Source organism: Iodobacter ciconiae, assembly GCF_003952345.1.
Lineage (GTDB): Bacteria > Pseudomonadota > Gammaproteobacteria > Burkholderiales > Chitinibacteraceae > Iodobacter > Iodobacter ciconiae.
The window spans coordinates 2,440,263-2,457,013 of sequence record NZ_CP034433.1; the positions used below are offsets into that span (position 1 = coordinate 2,440,263).

At 49.6% G+C, this 16,751-nt stretch carries 17 protein-coding genes; 12 read left to right on the forward strand and 5 right to left on the reverse strand.

Translation table 11 applies throughout. From position 1 onward, the window contains the following. Positions 1-175 precede the first annotated feature (175 nt). Entirely contained in the window at positions 176-1,216 is a 1,041-nt protein-coding gene (locus EJO50_RS10570) for a type IV pilus twitching motility protein PilT (RefSeq protein WP_125973996.1), read from the reverse strand. A gap of 233 nt (positions 1,217-1,449) precedes the next feature. Between EJO50_RS10570 and EJO50_RS10575 the strand changes: the two genes are divergently transcribed. The 3 genes from EJO50_RS10575 to EJO50_RS10585 all read left to right on the forward strand — a co-directional run bounded on the left by EJO50_RS10575 (position 1,450) and on the right by EJO50_RS10585 (position 3,702). After that, the gene (locus EJO50_RS10575) at positions 1,450-2,154 is read left to right on the forward strand and encodes a YggS family pyridoxal phosphate-dependent enzyme (protein ID WP_125973998.1); all 705 of its coding nucleotides are present in this window, start codon (positions 1,450-1,452) and stop codon (positions 2,152-2,154) included. Between the two features lie 126 nt (positions 2,155-2,280). After that, positions 2,281-3,099: a pyrroline-5-carboxylate reductase gene (gene proC, locus EJO50_RS10580; RefSeq protein WP_233702048.1), complete on the forward strand. Its 819-nt coding sequence runs from the start codon at positions 2,281-2,283 to the stop codon at positions 3,097-3,099. 9 nt (positions 3,100-3,108) lie between these two features. Beyond that, on the forward strand, positions 3,109-3,702 hold the full coding sequence (locus EJO50_RS10585; RefSeq protein WP_125974002.1) for a YggT family protein: 594 nt from the start codon (positions 3,109-3,111) through the stop codon (positions 3,700-3,702). A 38-nt stretch (positions 3,703-3,740) separates the two neighbouring features. On the opposite strand, the gene EJO50_RS10590 is transcribed toward EJO50_RS10585, so the two are convergent. Then, a complete protein-coding gene (locus tag EJO50_RS10590; protein WP_125974004.1) occupies positions 3,741-4,172 on the reverse strand; it encodes an FxsA family protein in 432 nt (143 codons plus the stop codon). Between EJO50_RS10590 and cutA the strand changes: the two genes are divergently transcribed. From cutA to EJO50_RS10605, 3 genes are read left to right on the forward strand one after another with little or no spacing between them, the layout of a single operon-like run. Beyond that, positions 4,171-4,500, forward strand: coding sequence for a divalent-cation tolerance protein CutA (gene cutA, locus EJO50_RS10595; protein WP_125974006.1), 330 nt, complete (start codon positions 4,171-4,173; stop codon positions 4,498-4,500). The genes EJO50_RS10590 and cutA overlap by 2 nt on opposite strands. Next, the gene (dsbD, locus tag EJO50_RS10600; RefSeq protein WP_125974008.1) at positions 4,497-6,029 is read left to right on the forward strand and encodes a protein-disulfide reductase DsbD; all 1,533 of its coding nucleotides are present in this window, start codon (positions 4,497-4,499) and stop codon (positions 6,027-6,029) included. Before cutA ends, dsbD begins: the two co-directional genes overlap by 4 nt. Beyond that, positions 6,026-6,493 carry a TlpA family protein disulfide reductase gene (locus EJO50_RS10605; protein ID WP_125974010.1) on the forward strand — a complete coding sequence of 156 codons (468 nt, stop codon included), beginning with the start codon at positions 6,026-6,028 and terminating at the stop codon, positions 6,491-6,493. The genes dsbD and EJO50_RS10605 overlap by 4 nt, the downstream gene beginning before the upstream one ends. Positions 6,494-6,546: 53 nt before the next feature. Here the strand turns inward: EJO50_RS10605 and EJO50_RS10610 are convergent, their stop codons facing one another. After that, a complete protein-coding gene (locus EJO50_RS10610) occupies positions 6,547-6,852 on the reverse strand; it encodes an ArsR/SmtB family transcription factor (protein ID WP_046352391.1) in 306 nt (101 codons plus the stop codon). A gap of 189 nt (positions 6,853-7,041) precedes the next feature. Between EJO50_RS10610 and gpmI the strand changes: the two genes are divergently transcribed. The 6 genes from gpmI (at position 7,042) to trpS (ending at position 14,356) form a co-directional block, all read left to right on the forward strand. Continuing rightward, positions 7,042-8,580: a 2,3-bisphosphoglycerate-independent phosphoglycerate mutase gene (gpmI, locus tag EJO50_RS10615; RefSeq protein WP_125974012.1), complete on the forward strand. Its 1,539-nt coding sequence runs from the start codon at positions 7,042-7,044 to the stop codon at positions 8,578-8,580. A gap of 211 nt (positions 8,581-8,791) precedes the next feature. Then, a complete protein-coding gene (locus tag EJO50_RS10620) occupies positions 8,792-10,099 on the forward strand; it encodes a murein hydrolase activator EnvC family protein (RefSeq protein WP_125974014.1) in 1,308 nt (435 codons plus the stop codon). A 57-nt stretch (positions 10,100-10,156) separates the two neighbouring features. Then, entirely contained in the window at positions 10,157-11,620 is a 1,464-nt protein-coding gene (locus EJO50_RS10625) for a S41 family peptidase (RefSeq protein ID WP_125974016.1), read from the forward strand. A gap of 105 nt (positions 11,621-11,725) precedes the next feature. Continuing rightward, the gene (locus EJO50_RS10630) at positions 11,726-12,127 is read left to right on the forward strand and encodes a hypothetical protein (RefSeq protein ID WP_125974018.1); all 402 of its coding nucleotides are present in this window, start codon (positions 11,726-11,728) and stop codon (positions 12,125-12,127) included. A gap of 182 nt (positions 12,128-12,309) precedes the next feature. After that, entirely contained in the window at positions 12,310-13,116 is an 807-nt protein-coding gene (locus tag EJO50_RS10635; protein ID WP_125974020.1) for a HesA/MoeB/ThiF family protein, read from the forward strand. Between the two features lie 241 nt (positions 13,117-13,357). Continuing rightward, positions 13,358-14,356: a tryptophan--tRNA ligase gene (gene trpS, locus EJO50_RS10640; RefSeq protein ID WP_125974022.1), complete on the forward strand. Its 999-nt coding sequence runs from the start codon at positions 13,358-13,360 to the stop codon at positions 14,354-14,356. A 104-nt stretch (positions 14,357-14,460) separates the two neighbouring features. On the opposite strand, the gene EJO50_RS10645 is transcribed toward trpS, so the two are convergent. Beyond that, the gene (locus EJO50_RS10645; protein ID WP_125974024.1) at positions 14,461-15,240 is read right to left on the reverse strand and encodes a TatD family hydrolase; all 780 of its coding nucleotides are present in this window, start codon (positions 15,238-15,240) and stop codon (positions 14,461-14,463) included. 400 nt (positions 15,241-15,640) lie between these two features. Continuing rightward, positions 15,641-16,657, reverse strand: coding sequence for a UDP-N-acetylmuramate dehydrogenase (gene murB, locus EJO50_RS10650; protein WP_125974026.1), 1,017 nt, complete (start codon positions 16,655-16,657; stop codon positions 15,641-15,643). Positions 16,658-16,751: the final 94 nt, after the last annotated feature.

Consider the following 16,751-nt stretch of genomic DNA (forward strand, 5'->3'; position numbering starts at 1 on the left):
CTATTAAACCAATGGGATATTACTCGATTAATAAGTGATGTAATTAAAAAATCTACTCCTCATCTTCCAAAACTACACCCCGCCCAATTGCTAACGTGTGTTCTTATTGAAGCAGACAACAATGGCTTGAGTAGATGACATACTCATACCACCATTGTCTCTGATCTGAACTAAATCAGCCCCGGAAATTATCCGGAATTGCAGCTTTCATTCTGGCTTCTGGCAAAGAAACAATATTGCGCTGAACTAGACCCTGCAGGCACTGATCCAGTGTTTGCATCCCAAATTGTGATCCGGTTTGAATCGCTGAATACATTTGCGCAATTTTATTTTCACGAATCAGATTACGAATCGCCGGAATCCCGATCATGACTTCATGCGCAGCCACCCGCCCGCCTTCTTTCTTTTTTAGCAGTGTTTGTGAAATAACCGCACGTAGCGATTCAGATAACATTGATCGCACCATTTCTTTTTCTGCGGCAGGAAATACGTCCACGACCCGGTCAATGGTTTTAGCGGCAGATGAGGTGTGCAAAGTCCCGAACACCAAATGCCCGGTTTCAGCAGCCGTCAGCGCCAAACGGATGGTTTCCAGATCGCGCATTTCCCCAACCAGAATCACATCCGGATCCTCGCGCAAAGCAGAACGCAAAGCGTTGGAGAAGCTCATGGTGTGCGGCCCGACTTCACGCTGATTAATCAGACATTTTTGTGAAGTGTGCACAAATTCGATCGGGTCTTCCACCGTTAAGATATGACCATATTCATTGGCATTGATATAGTTAATCATCGCGGCCAAGGTTGTGGATTTACCCGAACCTGTCGGCCCGGTAACCAGCACCAAGCCGCGTGGCGTATCGGCAATCTCCTGAAAAATACGTGGGCAGCCCAGCTCTTCCAGCGTTTTGATCTCCGACGGAATCACCCGGAAAACAGCACTTGCGCCACGATTTTGCACAAAGGCATTCACCCGGAAACGTGCCAAACGCGGTATTTCGAAGGAAAAGTCGCATTCCAGCGTATCTTCGTAAATCTTGCGCTGACCGTCGTTCATGATGTCATACACCATATCGTGAACGTCTTTATGTGCGAGAGCTGGCGTATTGATCCGGCGAATATCCCCGTCTACCCGAATCATCGGGGGCAAACCGGAAGAAAGATGTAAGTCAGATGCCTTATTTTTTACGGTAAAAGCTAATAATTCAGAGATTTCCATTGTTTAATCCTGTCCGCATAATAGGTTTTCGCGTGATAATGCCCAAGTAGCCTGTCGGACTGAAGACTGATCTACTGAAAAAGCGCGTGTTTTGGCCATATTTAGAGGATTTTTTGGTTTAAGAAGCCCTGCCTCAAAAAACCCTCTACATATAACCCGAACAGACAATTTCCTCTTAACTAAAAATAAAGCCCGGTCTGCACCGAATACGGCCCAAAAGTTGATAACCCATTATGGCAACGATATTTACAGCATGGCAAGATGTGCAAAAGCGCATTGCAAAAGCCGCCGCCGCTAGTCAGAGAGAAAGCAGCGCCATCACCTTGTTGGCGGTAAGTAAGACATTCCCCAGTGAAGCCATCAGAGAGCTGTATTCAAACGGCCAGCGCTCCTTTGGCGAAAATTATGTTCAAGAATTAATAGATAAACATGCAGCTTTAACAGATTGTAATGAACTCATCTGGCACTTTATCGGGCCGCTACAGAGCAATAAAACCCGATCTGTGGCAGAGTTGGCAGACTGGGTTCATTCAATTGACCGTTTTAAGATCGCTGAACGCCTTTCTGCGCAACGCCCGGAACATTTAGCAGCTTTAAATGTCTGCATCCAGGTCAATGTATCGGGTGAAGCATCAAAGTCCGGCATTTCACCCGGTGAATGCATGCTACTGGCGACAAAAATCTGTCAATTACCTCGTATAAAATTACGTGGTTTAATGTGTATTCCCGAGCCTACGCAAGATTTAACGCAGCTGGCCAGACAGTTTACGCTTCTGAGGAATTTACAAAATCAGCTAATCACCGCAGGCGTAGACCTCGACACTTTATCGATGGGCATGTCAGGTGATTTAGAAACCGCCATTAGCGAGGGTTCAACCCTCGTGCGAGTAGGAACCGCGTTATTCGGCGCTCGCAGCTATCCAAACATTTCATCATGACCATGATGCTCTGTCGTAAATATATTGATTGAGTAAGCGCCGGTGCACAATGCCCGCTGACACAAACAAATCTTGTTTAGATCAGGCAATTAATGATCTTTTGGGCCAACTACTTGTAAGGAAATTATGAAAATCACTTTTATCGGTGGCGGAAATATGGCCATCGCAATGATAGGCGGCATGATCAAACAAGGCTTTACCGCCGCTCAAATCCATGTAGTCGAGCCCGACGCGCTTAAACGTGAGCAGCTCGGTACCAGCCTGGGTGTAAGCACCAGTGATCCGGAAACCGCTATTCCTCAAAGTGACGCCATTTTGTTCGCGGTAAAACCTCAGCAATTACAGGCCGTGGCAAAGTCCGTGCAAAAACAGATAAATGGCGCACTGATTATCTCCATTGCAGCAGGCATCAGGGTGGATACGCTGTCGCAGTGGCTGAATACCTATCCGCGCATTGTGCGGGTGATGCCCAATACCCCGGCACTGGTTCAGGCAGGCATGTCCGGCGCTTACGCCACCAGCGATGTAAATACTGCAGATCGTGAATTAACCGAGCGCATGCTGGCTGCAATTGGTGAAATGGTGTGGGTAGAAAAAGAAAGTGATATCGATGGCATTACGGCGATTTCCGGCTCCGGCCCCGCCTATGTTTTCTATTTTATGGAAGCCCTGCAAGCTGCTGCCCGAGCACAGGGCTTTGGCCCCGAGATTGCCCGCAAACTGGCTTACCAAACTTTCTCTGGAGCGGTCAAGCTGGCCATGCAAAGCGAAGACGATGCCGCCACCCTAAGGCAGAAAGTCACCTCCAAAGGCGGCACAACCGAGCGCGCCATTAATGCACTCGAAACCAGCCAGGTACGCACAACCATTATTGCAGCGGCCTCGGCTGCTGCCGCTCGCTCCCGCGAGTTGGGGGAAGAATCCACACGCAGTCTTGAAGTCTGAGGATTTACGATGCTTACAAACACGCTTAATTTTTTAATTCGTAATTTATCCGAATTTTTTATTTTGCTGCTTTTAGCCCGCTTCTTTTTACAGGCGGCACGGATTCCATTCAAGCATCCGATCACCCAGTTTGTTTTGTCCCTCACTAACTGGGCCGTGATTCCTGTCCGGCGTATTTTGCCGCCATTTCGCGGTTTGGACAGTGCCAGCCTGATGCTGGCCTGGCTGGTGGCACTGATGATGCATGCAGTGTTATTGGCGCTATCCCCATGGCCCTTTGATTTTACTGCACTGTTTTCGCTACTTTCACTGGCCCTGGCGGCCCTGCTGGAAGTCTGCAAAATGTCTCTGTATCTGCTGCTTGCCACGGTAATTGGTCAGGCGCTGATGTCCTGGCTTTCACCCTACAACCCTCTGATGCCGATTCTGACCGCACTGACCGAGCCTTTTCTGCGCCCGCTGCATCGTTTTATCCCACCTATTGGTGGTGTGGACATCACGCCGCTCGTGTTGATTTTGGCGATTCAACTGGTGCTCAATATCGTCGTGCCCGGTTTGGAGCAAACCATTTTGCAAGGCGTCAGTATGATTATGCTGAAATAAAAAAATCGCCGCAGAGAAAATCTCGCGGCGATTTTTTGTCAGCCCTGCAAACGGTCCACATCAGGCTTTACCTGGCGATACTCGCCGTCAATCACATCACCAGCGGGTGCAGAAAAAGGAGCGGATGCCAGTGGTGCAGCCGGTTTTCCCATCAGCGCCCCCCAGGGCAGTAATAAGACCAGAGCAAGCACATCACCCAAAATACCGGGTAATAAAAGCAAAACAGCAGCAATGTAATAACGTGCAACAGCAAACAGGCTACGAACAGATAAGCGCCCTGCGCGCAGATCACCCAGCAGGGCCGCACCAACTGCAAGCTTATGATGACGCAGCATCAGTAAACCGCCCAGAAAAGCCGTCACCAGCCACAGTACGACCCAAAAAGTACCAATCGCTTTTGCCAGCAAAACAATCGTGATAATTTCGGCAATCGGGTAGGCCACAAAAAGCAATAACAGCAGGTAAGGCATGACAACTCCAGAAAATATTTTGATCGTCCTGTGTAATTGCCCGGACGAAAATGTAGCAAATCAGCTGGCTACCGGCCTTGTAACCGCCCGACTGGCTGCCTGTGTGAACCAATTTGCACCGGTACAGTCTACATACCGATGGAATGAGAGAATCGAAATCACTCAGGAAGTTCCCCTGCTGATTAAAACAACCCAGGCGGCTTACCCGGCTCTGGAAGCCTGGCTGCAGACAAATCACCCTTATGAGGTAGCTGAAATTATCGCCCTGAGCCCCGCCGCAGGATTACCTGCCTACCTGAATTGGCTTGATAAAGAGGTGCAAGCATGATGCTGCGTATTATTTTCCTTGTTCTGGCCTTATTTGGCGCAGCCCATGCTGCAGACGATTTGCTACCACCTGAAAAAGCATTTCAGGCCTATATGGTACAGATTGATGATCACACCATGGAAGCACGTTTTAAAGTTGCTCCGGGCTATTATCTCTACCGGGAGCGAATTACCTTTAAATCTGATCAGACCCTACAGCCCCAGCTTCCTGCGGGGGTCGAGAAAAACGATCCCAGCTTTGGCAAAGTACAGGTGTACAAATATGACACCTCGGTACAGATCAAATCCAGCACCCCGTTTCCTGTAAATGCGGCCATTACTGCGAAATTCCAGGGCTGTGCGGAAATAGGTGTTTGCTATCCCCCTCAGACACAACTCCTAAAGCTGGGCGAACAGCCCAAAGATGCACTTGATCAACTATTTGGAAAAAGCACCAGCCCCGCTGAAATCGGCCCCGGCGGGGCCGATATTTATTTCAGCGGCAGCTTTCTTGCCACGCTGGGTGTGTTCTTTCTGGCGGGCATCGCACTTGCTCTCACCTCATGCATGTACCCCCTGATTCCCATTGTGTCCGGCATTGTGCTGGGTAATGGCCAGCAGGGTAAAATACGTGCATTAGGCCTGACCTTTACCTATGTGCAAGGCCTGGCTCTAAGCTACACCCTTATCGGTATTGCTGCTGCCGCAACAGGCACTTTGCTTGTTGTAGCCTTACAACAACCTTTTGTTATTGCAATGTTTTCTCTGTTCTTTGTCTTAATGGCGCTGGCAATGTTCGGTCTGTTTGATCTGCAATTGTCCGGGGGCATTCAGAGCAAAATGAATGAATGGTCCAATCGTTTACCGGGTGGACAATTTACTTCAGTGTTTGCCATGGGTGCATTATCTGCCCTGATTGTCGGCCCCTGTATCGCCCCTCCTCTCGCTGCAGCGCTGGCTTATCTGGGACAGACAGGAGATCTGCTGCTTGGCGGCAGTGCGCTCTATATGCTGGCACTGGGGCTGGGGCTGCCACTACTTGCCATTGGTGCTTTTGGCGGCAGCATTCTGCCCAGACTGTCTGGCAAAATCATGCGCGGAGTAAAAATTGTCTTTGGTATATTGCTGCTGGTAATGGCAGCCTGGGTAGCGAGGCCATTATGGGAAAAATCAGATACGGAAAGCGGCCCTCACTTTACCCCGATTACTTCGGAACAAGAATTAGACCGGGCGATCAATCAGGCCAATGGCAAAATGGTCATGCTTGATTTCTATGCTGATTGGTGTATTGCCTGCAAAGAGTTTGAACGTGACACGCTGAGCAATCCAGACATTCAAAAATCCTTGGCAAACATGGTGTTACTGCGAGCCGATGTCACCCAAAACAATGCTGCAGATCAGGCATTATTAAAACGATTTAAGCTATTTGGCCCGCCCGCTATTTTATTTACAGACAATAATGGCCGTTTTCTCAATGAACGCGTAATTGGCTACCAGAGTCCGGCTGCATTTAAAGCCACTTTGGCACGCATTAAACAGGAAAAACAATGAAATACTGGCTCATTACTTTAAGTCTGCTAAGCAGCTTGGCTCAGGCAGAGAGTGCTATTTTTTCAGCACAACTTCCTGATTTGCAAAATAAAATACAAGCCTTAAGTCAATGGAAAGGAAAGCCGCTCATTATCAACTTCTGGGCAACATGGTGCGGCCCTTGCCGGGAAGAAATTCCGGAGTTTATCGCACTGCAAAAACAATATGCAGGAAAGGCACAATTTATTGGTATTGCCATTGATGAGCAAAAAGATATCGCAGCATTTGCAAAGCAATATGGAATAAATTATCCAACTCTTTTTGGAGATGCAAATGCAATGGAATTAATGCGCAAAGAGGGTAATCAACTAGGCGGATTACCCTTTACCGCAATATACAACGCAAAAGGTGAACGGATTGCAATTGAACTAGGAAGACTCAAAAAAGAAAAGCTGGAGAATTATTTGAAAAATTTAACACGTTAATCATCATTAAATTGTAATGATTACATCGCGTACACAATACGCGATGTAATCATTTAAAAGCCACAAAATACGTTTCTTAACATCACAATCACTTCCAGCGTACGTAAATCACCCACACGGTAATAAACCCGATTGGCATCTTTGCGTGTACGCAACACCCCTTTTTCCCTCATTAGGGCTAAGTGCTGGGAAATATTCGATTGGGTCGTACCGACCTGCTCAACAATATCTTGCACGCTAACTTCTTTGTCACCAAGCACGCACAGAATTTTCAAACGCAAGGGGTGTGACATCGCCTTCATCGCACGCGATGCCTGATCAATGTGGGGGTCGTCCATATGCTCAATGGAATTGGCCATAATCGCTATCTGATATTAAAAAGGTTTGAGGGGATATTCTAATTATTTCTTGCTTAATTTGGTAGAAATATTGCCAAACGTCATAGAGGCTATTATGCAATGAGTTAGAATACTAGCGATATTTAAAATTTGTTTGTCTGCTGAGCAAGCATTAAATACCAGCAGCATCCATCACAGGGATAAATAAATATGAGCCAAAACGTCAAGCCCGTTCTTTTGCTGATTCTAGATGGCTATGGTTACCGCGAAGAGACAGCGGACAATGCCATTGCCGCAGCAAAAAAACCGCACCTTGATCGCCTGTTTGCCACCTACCCGTGGACAACAATCAATGCATCCGAAGAGCATGTCGGTTTACCTAAGGGCCAGTTTGGCAACTCTGAAGTTGGCCACCTCAATATTGGAGCTGGCCGGGTACTACAGCAAGACATCAGCCGCATCGACTGTGATGTGGCTGATGGCTCTATCGGTCAGAACCCTGTTTTTGCTGCAGCTATCGAACAAGCTAAAAATAGCGGCAAAACGCTGCACATCTTAGGCCTAATCTCTGATGGCGGGGTTCACAGTCACGAAGCACATATCAATGCACTGGTTGCTGCAGCTGGCGATGCCGGCGTAGGCCAGATTAATGTACATGCCTTTCTGGATGGCCGTGATACGCCACCGCGCAGCGCAGCAATTTACTTAGAAAAACTACAGGCCGTTTGCGACAGCCATCCGGCTGCACGGATTGCTTCCGTTACAGGCCGCTACTGGGCCATGGACAGAGATAAACGCTGGGAGCGCGTCGAGCCTGCCTACAACGTTATGGTTGAAGGCAAAGGCCTTTATCATGCAGATAATGCAGCACAAGCGCTGGCAGCCGGTTACGCACGCGATGAAAACGATGAGTTCATTGCCGCAACAGCAATTGGCGCACCGTCATCCATGCAAGACGGCGATGTAGTGATCTTTATGAATTTCCGTGCCGACCGTGCCCGCCAGATCACCACAGCACTAACCGATGTAAGTTTTGATGGCTTTAAAGCACGCCAGCCTAAATTTGCTTCATTTAGCAGCGCCACTAATTACGGCGCAGCTTATCCAGAGCTGCTGGTAGCTTATGACAAACCTAAAGTGCAAAACAGTTTTGGTGAATATGTCGCCAATAAAGGCTTAAAACAACTACGAATCGCTGAAACCGAAAAATACCCACACGTGACTTATTTTTTCTCGGGTGGAGAAGAAAAAGAATTTACCGGTGAAGATCGTATCCTGGTGCCATCGCCTAAAGTAGCTACTTACGATTTGCAACCCGAAATGAGCGCACCGGAAATCACTCGCCAAATTGTCGCAGCCATCGAATCCAAACAATACGCAGCCATTATTTGTAATTATGCAAATGGCGATATGGTTGGGCACTCGGGTATTTTCGATGCAGCGGTTAAAGCAGTTGAAGCTTTGGACCAGAGTGTTGCACAATGCGTTGACGCTATGCTTGCAGCCGGAGGAGAAGTCCTGATTACGGCTGATCATGGTAATTGCGAGCTGATGTTTGATCACACCGCGCATCAACCCCATACCCAGCATACGACGGACCAGGTTCCTTTTGTCTACATCGGCCGCCCGGCAACAATGGCGCCACGAGGCAGTGGTGCTTTGCGTGATATTGCCCCCACTATGCTGGCACTGATGGGTTTGGATCAGCCGGAAGAAATGACAGGTAAATCACTGGTCCACCTATCCTGAGCAGTAAGGTTTTAAAGACCGGGATATTTAAAAAAGCACTGACCATAGTAAAATAAGCGGGTCAATGTTCTAATCCTTGAACGCATGAAGGATTACGAAGTAAACGATGCATTGCAAGCACTACACCTGCCGCACCTGACTTAAAATCTTAGGCTGCGGCAGGCTTATATCTTCCCTAAGTAAGGGCTCAATCCTTGGTAAACTTTTAAGAATGCTCAGAGCGCTTTTTCTTTTGATGCTGACAACCGGTGCACTTGCAGCACCGGCTGCGCCGGCTGTGCCTAAACAGGAATCCGAGGCAAGACAAGCCGAGTTAAAAGACTTACGCGGCCAGCTGCAGGAGCTAAAAAAAGATCTGGCAGCCAATGAATCGCACCGCAGTGAAGCCAGTGATGCTTTAAAAGACGCTGAAACAGCTATTTCTGATGCTAATCGCGTACTTAGCTCAATGCAGCAGGAACAGGCACTCACGAGTGTCGAAATATCCCGCCTGGAAAGCGATATCAGCCGCACCCGCAAAGGCATCCAGGCCAGCCAGCTCCGCCTTGGACAAATCCTCCGAACACGTTACAAAGCAGGGCAAATCGAAGCATGGCGTCTGCTGCTCAATCAGCAAGACCCTAACCAGGTCAGCCGTGAGCTGACTTATTACCGCTATATCAGCCGCTCGCAACTTCAGCTGGCTAATAAACTTGAAACGCAGCTAAGTGAGCTCTCCCGTTTAAGCGAAGATATACGGCAAAAAAATGAAAGCCTGCAGCAACTCGCCCGAAAGAAAAAACAACAAAAAGAAATGCTGGTTTCCGAACAGCAGGAAAAACAGCAAATTGTAAGCAACCTCTCACAAGAAATCAGCAGCCAGCGTAATCAGATCCAAAAGCTGGCCGCGGACGAAAAACGCTTAACCGGGCTTGTAGATAAGCTCAACGCCATCATCAAACGCCAGGAGCTTGAGCGCACCAGAAAAGCGGCCCAGGCCAAACTGCTTGCAGAGAAAAAAACCCGCGAGCGCGCTGCACGTAATGCTGCAGCTCAGGCCAAGGCAAAAGCTGCCGGAAAGCCCGCTCCCAAAGCCGAGCCCGAGCCGGAAGTCACCACGGTGCAACCAGCAGCAGAGCAATCAGGACAGGCCTTTGCTTCACTCAAGGGCAAGCTTCGTCTGCCAATCAAAGGTGAGATCACCGGCCGCTATGGTGCGGCGCGTGGCGAGGGCGGCCAATGGAAGGGAATCTTTATCCGCGCGGCATCCGGCCAGAGCGTCAAAGCCGTGGCCAGCGGGCGGGTGGTCTTTGCCGAATGGCTGCGTGGCTTTGGCAATATGCTGATCATTGATCATGGTGGCGGATATATGAGTATTTACGCTGCAAATGAAAGCATTCTTAAGCAAGTCGGTGATACGATCAAGGCAGGAGACAGCATTGCCACCAGTGGTAACAGCGGTGGAATGGCAGATTCCGGCTTATACTTTGAATTAAGACAAAATAGCCGCCCCATAGACCCATTGGCGTGGGCTGGCTAGACTAAGTGCTTAATTTACGACACCCCATATTAGCAAGCCTATAACAGGAAAAAACGGATGTCCTCGAGCAACAAAAAACCAAAGCTCCAAAAGATTGCCTTGCTAATGGCAGGTGCAGGTCTGGGCATAGCCCTGAGTCTTTCCTTTAATGCGGTTGCTGACAAAGATGCCGGGGGCAACCCGCTGCCGGTTGAAGAGCTGCGTGCATTTTCGACGGTTTTTGGCCTGATCAAACAAAGCTATGTAGAGCCTGTTGAAGATAAGAAGCTTATTACTGAAGCCATCAAGGGCATGGTCTCAGGGCTGGATCCTCACTCTACCTATCTGGATGCCGAAGCCTTCAAGGATATACAGATTCAAACCCAGGGTGAATTTGGCGGCCTTGGAATAGAAGTCAGCATGGAAGACGGCCTGGTGCGCGTGGTTTCACCCATTGAAGATACCCCTGCCTATCGTGCGGGTGTAAAGGCTGGCGATTTTATTGCCAAGATCGACGAAACACCGGTGCAAGGCATGTCGCTCAATGATGCTGTGACTAAAATGCGCGGCAAAATCGGCTCGTCAGTCACCCTCACCATGCTGCGTAAAGGTGAAGGCAAACCGATTGTTCTGACGCTCAAACGTGCAGTGATTAAAGTACAAAGTGTGAAATCCAAACTGGCCGAACCGGGCTACGGTTATATCCGTATCGCCCAGTTTCAGGAGCACACCACCGAAAACGTAGCCCAGGCTATTGATGCCCTCTACAAAGAAAACAAAGTATCGCTTAAAGGCCTTGTGCTTGATTTACGTAACGATCCGGGTGGTCTGTTAAACAGCGCCGTGGGTGTATCTGCTGCATTCTTACCTAAAGATACCTTAGTGGTTTACACCGAAGGCCGTACGCCTGACTCCAAAGTCAAATTAACCACCAGCAAAGAAAATTATCTGCGTCAAAGCGGCAAGGATGACTACTTTAAGAATACTCCGAAAGATGTAAAAAATGTGCCGCTGGTTGTACTGGTCAATGGTGGCTCGGCCTCTGCCTCTGAAATTGTGGCAGGAGCACTGCAGGACCATAAGCGCGCCATCGTGGTCGGCACGCAAACCTTTGGTAAGGCATCGGTGCAAACCATTATGCCAATCGATAATAAAACTGCACTGAAGCTGACAACGGCACGTTACTTCACACCACTGGGCCGCTCAATTCAATTAAAGGGTATTACGCCGGATATTGAAGTTGAAGAAGCAGTACTGAACGGCAAGGAACAAAGCGCCTTCCGGATTCGTGAAGCCGATCTGGGCCATCGCCTGGATAACCCAAATGATAAAGAGGCGGGCAATAAAAAAGCGGCATCCGAAACCAAGGCTGAAATCAAAACGGAAATTAAAAAACTAAAACCTGCGGCCAGCAGCGAGGCAGCGGAAGAGAACCCACGTGAAATTGCCTCTAAAAATGACTACCAGTTGCAACAGGCGCTCAATATTCTGAAAGTGCAGCAGATTTTGCAAAACAAAAATGCAGCAGCACCTGCCAAATAACGATAGCGCCATCCGTGTAATCAACAGCTCCTTCGGGGGCTGTTTTTCATTGCGTGCAAAGTAAGTTTCATCGGGATAAACTAGAGCATCTTATGGAGAACAGCGATGAAACCCTGTTTAAACCAAAACACCAGGCACCACTTGATTCAGCTCTATCCGCAGCCCCCCGGCCAGGCCGAGCTCGCAGCAGATTATTTAAATTCGCTAGATGGGGTTAAAGCACAAGCCTTAAACCAAAGCCCCTGCATCAGCGTGTATTACCAGCTGCCAGAATGCCGCTTGCAATGGCTGGAAAGCAATTTGAAACACGCCGGCTTTCATTTAGATGAAAGCGTCCTGAGCAAAATCAAACGCGCCCTCGCCCACTATTGTGAAGACATCGCCTGCAGCAATTTAGAAATTCCCGAACACAATGTTAAAAACCGTGATGTCTACGTTCATGTATGGGACAAACACCCGCATGGCGACCACGATGAAACACCGGAAGAACTGCGGCGATATTTGTAAGTTATATTGCATTAAATATTTCAGGCAAAAAAAGTAGCTGGCATCGTGTTTCCACCACCAAATATGTTTGAAAAGGCGACATCAAAAGTTTAGACTCCGCGACCCACGCTATTTAAGGGAAAATACGCAGTACCCGCCGCCTTCTCGTATCATTTCTCACCCACTAATTGCGATCTTCTGCCATGAACTTCTGCCCTAATCCTCTATCCAGCACCGAAGATATGCTTGATGATCAGGCACTGCTGCGCTACAGCCGCCATATTTTGCTTGATGAAATTGGAATCGAAGGGCAGGAAAAAATCAGCCAGGCCCATGTATTAATCATCGGGGCAGGAGGTTTAGGCTCTCCGGCAGCGCTCTATCTGGCATCGGCAGGTGTTGGCACGCTCACCATTGTGGATAACGATCAGGTGGATCTATCCAACCTTCAGCGGCAAATCATCCACACCACCGCCAATCTTGGCCAGAATAAAGCACAATCTGCCGCCCAGGCTATTTATGCACTAAACCCGCACATCACAGTCAAAACAGAGATGACAAGGGCGACAGATAAAAAACTGGATAAGCTTGTCGCCACAGCCAGTATCGTGCTGGACTGCTGTGATAATTTTGCAACCCGCCATGCAGTAAACCGCGCCTGTGTAACGCATAAAGTGCCACTGGTCTCCGGCGCGGCAGTGCGCTTTGATGGCCAGTTAACCGCCTTTGACACAAGACTAGACAGCGCACCCTGCTATCACTGCCTGTTCGGCGAAGAAGGCGAAGCCAGCGACGGCCCCTGTGCAATTTTTGGCGTTTTTGCCCCGCTGGTAGGAATCATTGGAGCCGCTCAGGCAGCAGAAGCACTCAAACTTATTACCGGCCTTGGCAGCCCGCTTATCGGGCGTTTGCAGCTGCTTGATGCCCGCAATATGCAATGGCGGGAAATGCGCTATAAGCGTGATCCGGCCTGCCCTGTCTGTGCCTGCCACAGAACCAAACAGCAATAGTTATCATTAAGGCACCCAATACGGTAGACAGGCAGCATAAAAGCTGCAATAGTGGTGCCCATGAACGCAACACAAGCCTCCCTTTTTGCTACTACGCCAGCCCCGAGCTGGTGCTACCGCCCGTATATTTTACTGGCGGCTTAAGCTCATTTAATTGAACAATGCCGCCGGTCCAGGCGGCATTGTTGTATCTACACTCCCCATGGGCTCGGCGGCTTTTATCCAGAGAAGGATCGAGAACATGACTTCGCATATTATTCTGACGGGCGACCGTACTACGGGCCCTTTACATTTAGGCCATTTTGTCGGCTCATTACAAAACCGCCTCGCCTTTCAGGACAAACACACCCAGTTTTTAATGCTGGCAGACGCCCAGGCACTCACCGATACCGACCACGATGTGGTGCATCGCAATGTGCTGGAAGTCGCGCTCGATTACCTTGCCGTTGGCCTTGACCCGGCTAAAAACACCATTTTCATTCAATCGCAAGTGCCGGAATTATCCGAGCTGACTTACTACTTTATGAATCTGGTTACCGTCGCCCGCCTGGAGCGCAATCCAACGGTAAAAGAAGAGATTCGCCAGAAGAACTTCCAGCGCGATATTCCGGCAGGCTTTTTGGCCTATCCGGTCAGCCAGGCAGCAGATATCACCGCATTCAAAGCCACAGCGGTGCCTGTAGGGGCAGATCAGGCCCCGATGATCGAGCAAACCAACGAGATTGTTCGCCGTTTCAATACGCAGGCAGGTAAAGATATTTTGCTGGAAACACGAGCCATCATTCCGCAAACGGGTCGGCTACCGGGGCCTGATGGTAAGGCAAAGATGAGTAAATCCCAGGGCAATGCGCTGCATTTATCAGCCAGCCCGGATGAAATCACTCAGTTTGTAAAAAGCATGTATACCGATTCCAAACACTTAAAAATCAATGATCCGGGCCAGGTGTCAGGTAATGCAGTATTTACCTTTCTGGATGCATTTGAGCCGGATATCAGCTTTGTGGACGATTTAAAAGCCAAATACCGCAAGGGCGGCTTAGCAGATTCGGTCATCAAGCAGCATTTAGAAGTGCGCCTGCAAGAATTAATCGAACCCATCCGCAATCGCCGCTTAGAGCTTGCTAAAGATCCGGCCCATGTGATGCAGATTTTAAAAGCCGGTACGGCCCGTGCCCGCACCGTGGCAGCGACAACTCTGGCCGAAGTTAAATCTGCACTGGAGTTGGACTATTTTAGCTAGGCGTGTAATTCAAGAGCTTTGAAAAGTTCTGTAGACACAGAGAACGCAGAGAAAAAAACGAGAGTCTTACTCTTCGATCTCTCCGTACTTCCCATTCTCTGTGTCTACAGATTTTTTTCTTGAAGCAGCAATCCAGGCAGCACTACCCTTGCATTGGCGCTGGTAGCGGTGGCTAATTCTTCCAGGCTGATCCCGCGCAATTCAGCCAGCACCCCGGCCATTTTGACGAGTTCAGCAGGTTGGTTACGTTGGCGGTCCAGCCAGGCGGGCGGGATATCCGGCGCGTCGGTTTCCATCACCAGCGCTTCCAGAGGCAAATCTCTGGCTAATTTTCGTATCCGTTGCGAGCCCGTGTAAGTCATCCCTCCGCCAAAACCCAGCTTAAACCCCAGCGATATAAATACTTCGGCCTGCTGCAGGCTGCCATTAAAGGCATGGGCAATACCGCCTTTTACCCGCCATTTACGTAAATATTTAAGCAGCACATCCTGAGCACGGCGCAGATGCAGCAGCACGGGCAGATCAAAATCTCTTGCCAACCTGAGCTGGGCTTCAAGTAGCTCGATCTGTCTTGTGGCATCTAAATCGGGTACATAAAAATCCAGGCCAATTTCTCCCACAGCAACCGGCCGATACAGCTCTAAATAATGCTGCAAAGTCAGCAAATGCTCGTCCCTATGCACTGCCGTATAAATCGGGTGCAGGCCAAAAGCTGGAAAACAACCATAGCGGGTACGCATAGTGAGTGCATCGGAAAAAGTCGCCTCGCTAACGGCAGGAACAACAATCTGCTTAACCCCCGCCTGCTTTGCTTGCGCCACAAGCTCATCCCGGTCAGCAGCAAACTCCGGGGCATCCAGATGGCAATGGGTGTCTATCCACATGAAGTATTTTCCTTTAGCAGTAGGTGCATAGCCCGCTGTCCTTTTGCTGGAGCGGGTGCAAGCAAAGCCAAAAAGACCTTTTTAGTGCCTTCGGCACGTTGATTTAGGTGCGGGCGTCCCGCTGGACCTTCCTTTCTTGCGCGGCCAAGAAACAAAGCCAAGCCACAACCTCAAAAGCACGAAGGCCCCTCACTGCGGATAATCGGCTCGGCGTTGAGGCTGCTCGGGAGCAAGCCCGCTCCCCCTTTATCGCCCCCCCCCCGAGCCGCTTATTCCTCGTGTCGCGGCTTCAAGGGGTGATTTAAGCCCTATGCCAAAAGCGTGGTTATTAAGTTTTTTGTTGCTTGCAAACATAAAGCTAAATTACTTAGCAGCTATGGGAAACCCTCCTACACCAGCCTCACCACCAAACCGGCTCGGCCTCTAGCTCTACGCCAAATTTTTCTTTCACATCGGCTTGTACGGCGGCGGTGAGCTTGGCTACGTCACTTTGCGTTGCCCCGCCATGGTTTACCAGCACCAGGGCTTGCTGCTGGTACATGCCTACCGGCCCAAGCTGGCGGCCTTTCCAGCCGGAGCGCTCTATCAGCCAGCCTGCAGCTAATTTGTAATGATCCGGCCCTGCGGGATAGGAAATCAGCTCCGGATGTACGGCTAACACCTGCTCGCGCAGCCCGCTTGGCACGATGGGGTTTTTAAAGAAGCTGCCTGCATTGCCAATCACGGCTGGATCGGGCAATTTGCGCTGGCGCACATTAATCACGGCCTGGGCCACTGCACTGGCCGAACTAGGCTGGGCCAGCGCTGCCAGCTCCTGTTCGATATCGCCATAATTGGTTTTGATATTGGCAGATTTGGATAATTTAAACACCACTTCGCCAATCAGCCATTTGCCTGCTTCGGCCTGCTTAAAACAGCTATCCCGATAAGCAAACTGGCATTTTGCAGCGCTAAACACCTGTGTATGGCCATCAGCCAGGCTATAGGCTGTTAACTCATACAGGCAGTCTTTGACTTCTACCCCATAGGCACCGATATTTTGTACCGGTGCAGCACCCACCGTCCCCGGAATCAGCGATAGGTTTTCTAAGCCCGCCCAGCCCTGAGCCAGTGTCCAGGCCACAAATTCATGCCAGTTTTCCCCTCCTGCCGCCGCCACATACCACGCTTCATCATCTTCACGCAGCAGGCGACGCCCCTTTAATGCCACACCAATCACCAGTGCATTGATCTGCTCGGGCAGGACCAGATTACTTCCTCCCCCCAAAACGAGCCTGGAAAGCGCTTTTAACTCGGGGGATTGGCTAAGCTCGATTAATTGGCCGGGCTTGCTCAGTAAGAGAAAGTGGCTGGCAATAGCGGCAAGACCAAGCGTATTCGCATTTTTTAGATCAAAATTATATTGAATGGGCAGCATAGGACGATAGGATCAAATCAGCAAAGAGGTGATTATCCCCCACTCGGACAAAAAAAACCCCCATGCCTAAACATGGGGGCCAGCTAGCCTGCTA

Bases quoted from the DNA above. Each gene is read 5' to 3' on its own strand.
- EJO50_RS10570 (WP_125973996.1), bottom strand. From the start codon at position 1,216: ATGGAAATCTCTGAATTATTAGCTTTTACCGTAAAAAATAAGGCATCT.
- EJO50_RS10575 (WP_125973998.1), top strand. From the start codon at position 1,450: ATGGCAACGATATTTACAGCATGGCAAGATGTGCAAAAGCGCATTGCA.
- proC (WP_233702048.1), top strand. From the start codon at position 2,281: ATGAAAATCACTTTTATCGGTGGCGGAAATATGGCCATCGCAATGATA.
- EJO50_RS10585 (WP_125974002.1), top strand. From the start codon at position 3,109: ATGCTTACAAACACGCTTAATTTTTTAATTCGTAATTTATCCGAATTT.
- cutA (WP_125974006.1), top strand. From the start codon at position 4,171: ATGACAACTCCAGAAAATATTTTGATCGTCCTGTGTAATTGCCCGGAC.
- EJO50_RS10590 (WP_125974004.1), bottom strand. From the start codon at position 4,172: ATGCCTTACCTGCTGTTATTGCTTTTTGTGGCCTACCCGATTGCCGAA.
- dsbD (WP_125974008.1), top strand. From the start codon at position 4,497: ATGATGCTGCGTATTATTTTCCTTGTTCTGGCCTTATTTGGCGCAGCC.
- EJO50_RS10605 (WP_125974010.1), top strand. From the start codon at position 6,026: ATGAAATACTGGCTCATTACTTTAAGTCTGCTAAGCAGCTTGGCTCAG.
- EJO50_RS10610 (WP_046352391.1), bottom strand. From the start codon at position 6,852: ATGGCCAATTCCATTGAGCATATGGACGACCCCCACATTGATCAGGCA.
- gpmI (WP_125974012.1), top strand. From the start codon at position 7,042: ATGAGCCAAAACGTCAAGCCCGTTCTTTTGCTGATTCTAGATGGCTAT.
- EJO50_RS10620 (WP_125974014.1), top strand. From the start codon at position 8,792: ATGCTCAGAGCGCTTTTTCTTTTGATGCTGACAACCGGTGCACTTGCA.
- EJO50_RS10625 (WP_125974016.1), top strand. From the start codon at position 10,157: ATGTCCTCGAGCAACAAAAAACCAAAGCTCCAAAAGATTGCCTTGCTA.
- EJO50_RS10630 (WP_125974018.1), top strand. From the start codon at position 11,726: ATGAAACCCTGTTTAAACCAAAACACCAGGCACCACTTGATTCAGCTC.
- EJO50_RS10635 (WP_125974020.1), top strand. From the start codon at position 12,310: ATGAACTTCTGCCCTAATCCTCTATCCAGCACCGAAGATATGCTTGAT.
- trpS (WP_125974022.1), top strand. From the start codon at position 13,358: ATGACTTCGCATATTATTCTGACGGGCGACCGTACTACGGGCCCTTTA.
- EJO50_RS10645 (WP_125974024.1), bottom strand. From the start codon at position 15,240: ATGTGGATAGACACCCATTGCCATCTGGATGCCCCGGAGTTTGCTGCT.
- murB (WP_125974026.1), bottom strand. From the start codon at position 16,657: ATGCTGCCCATTCAATATAATTTTGATCTAAAAAATGCGAATACGCTT.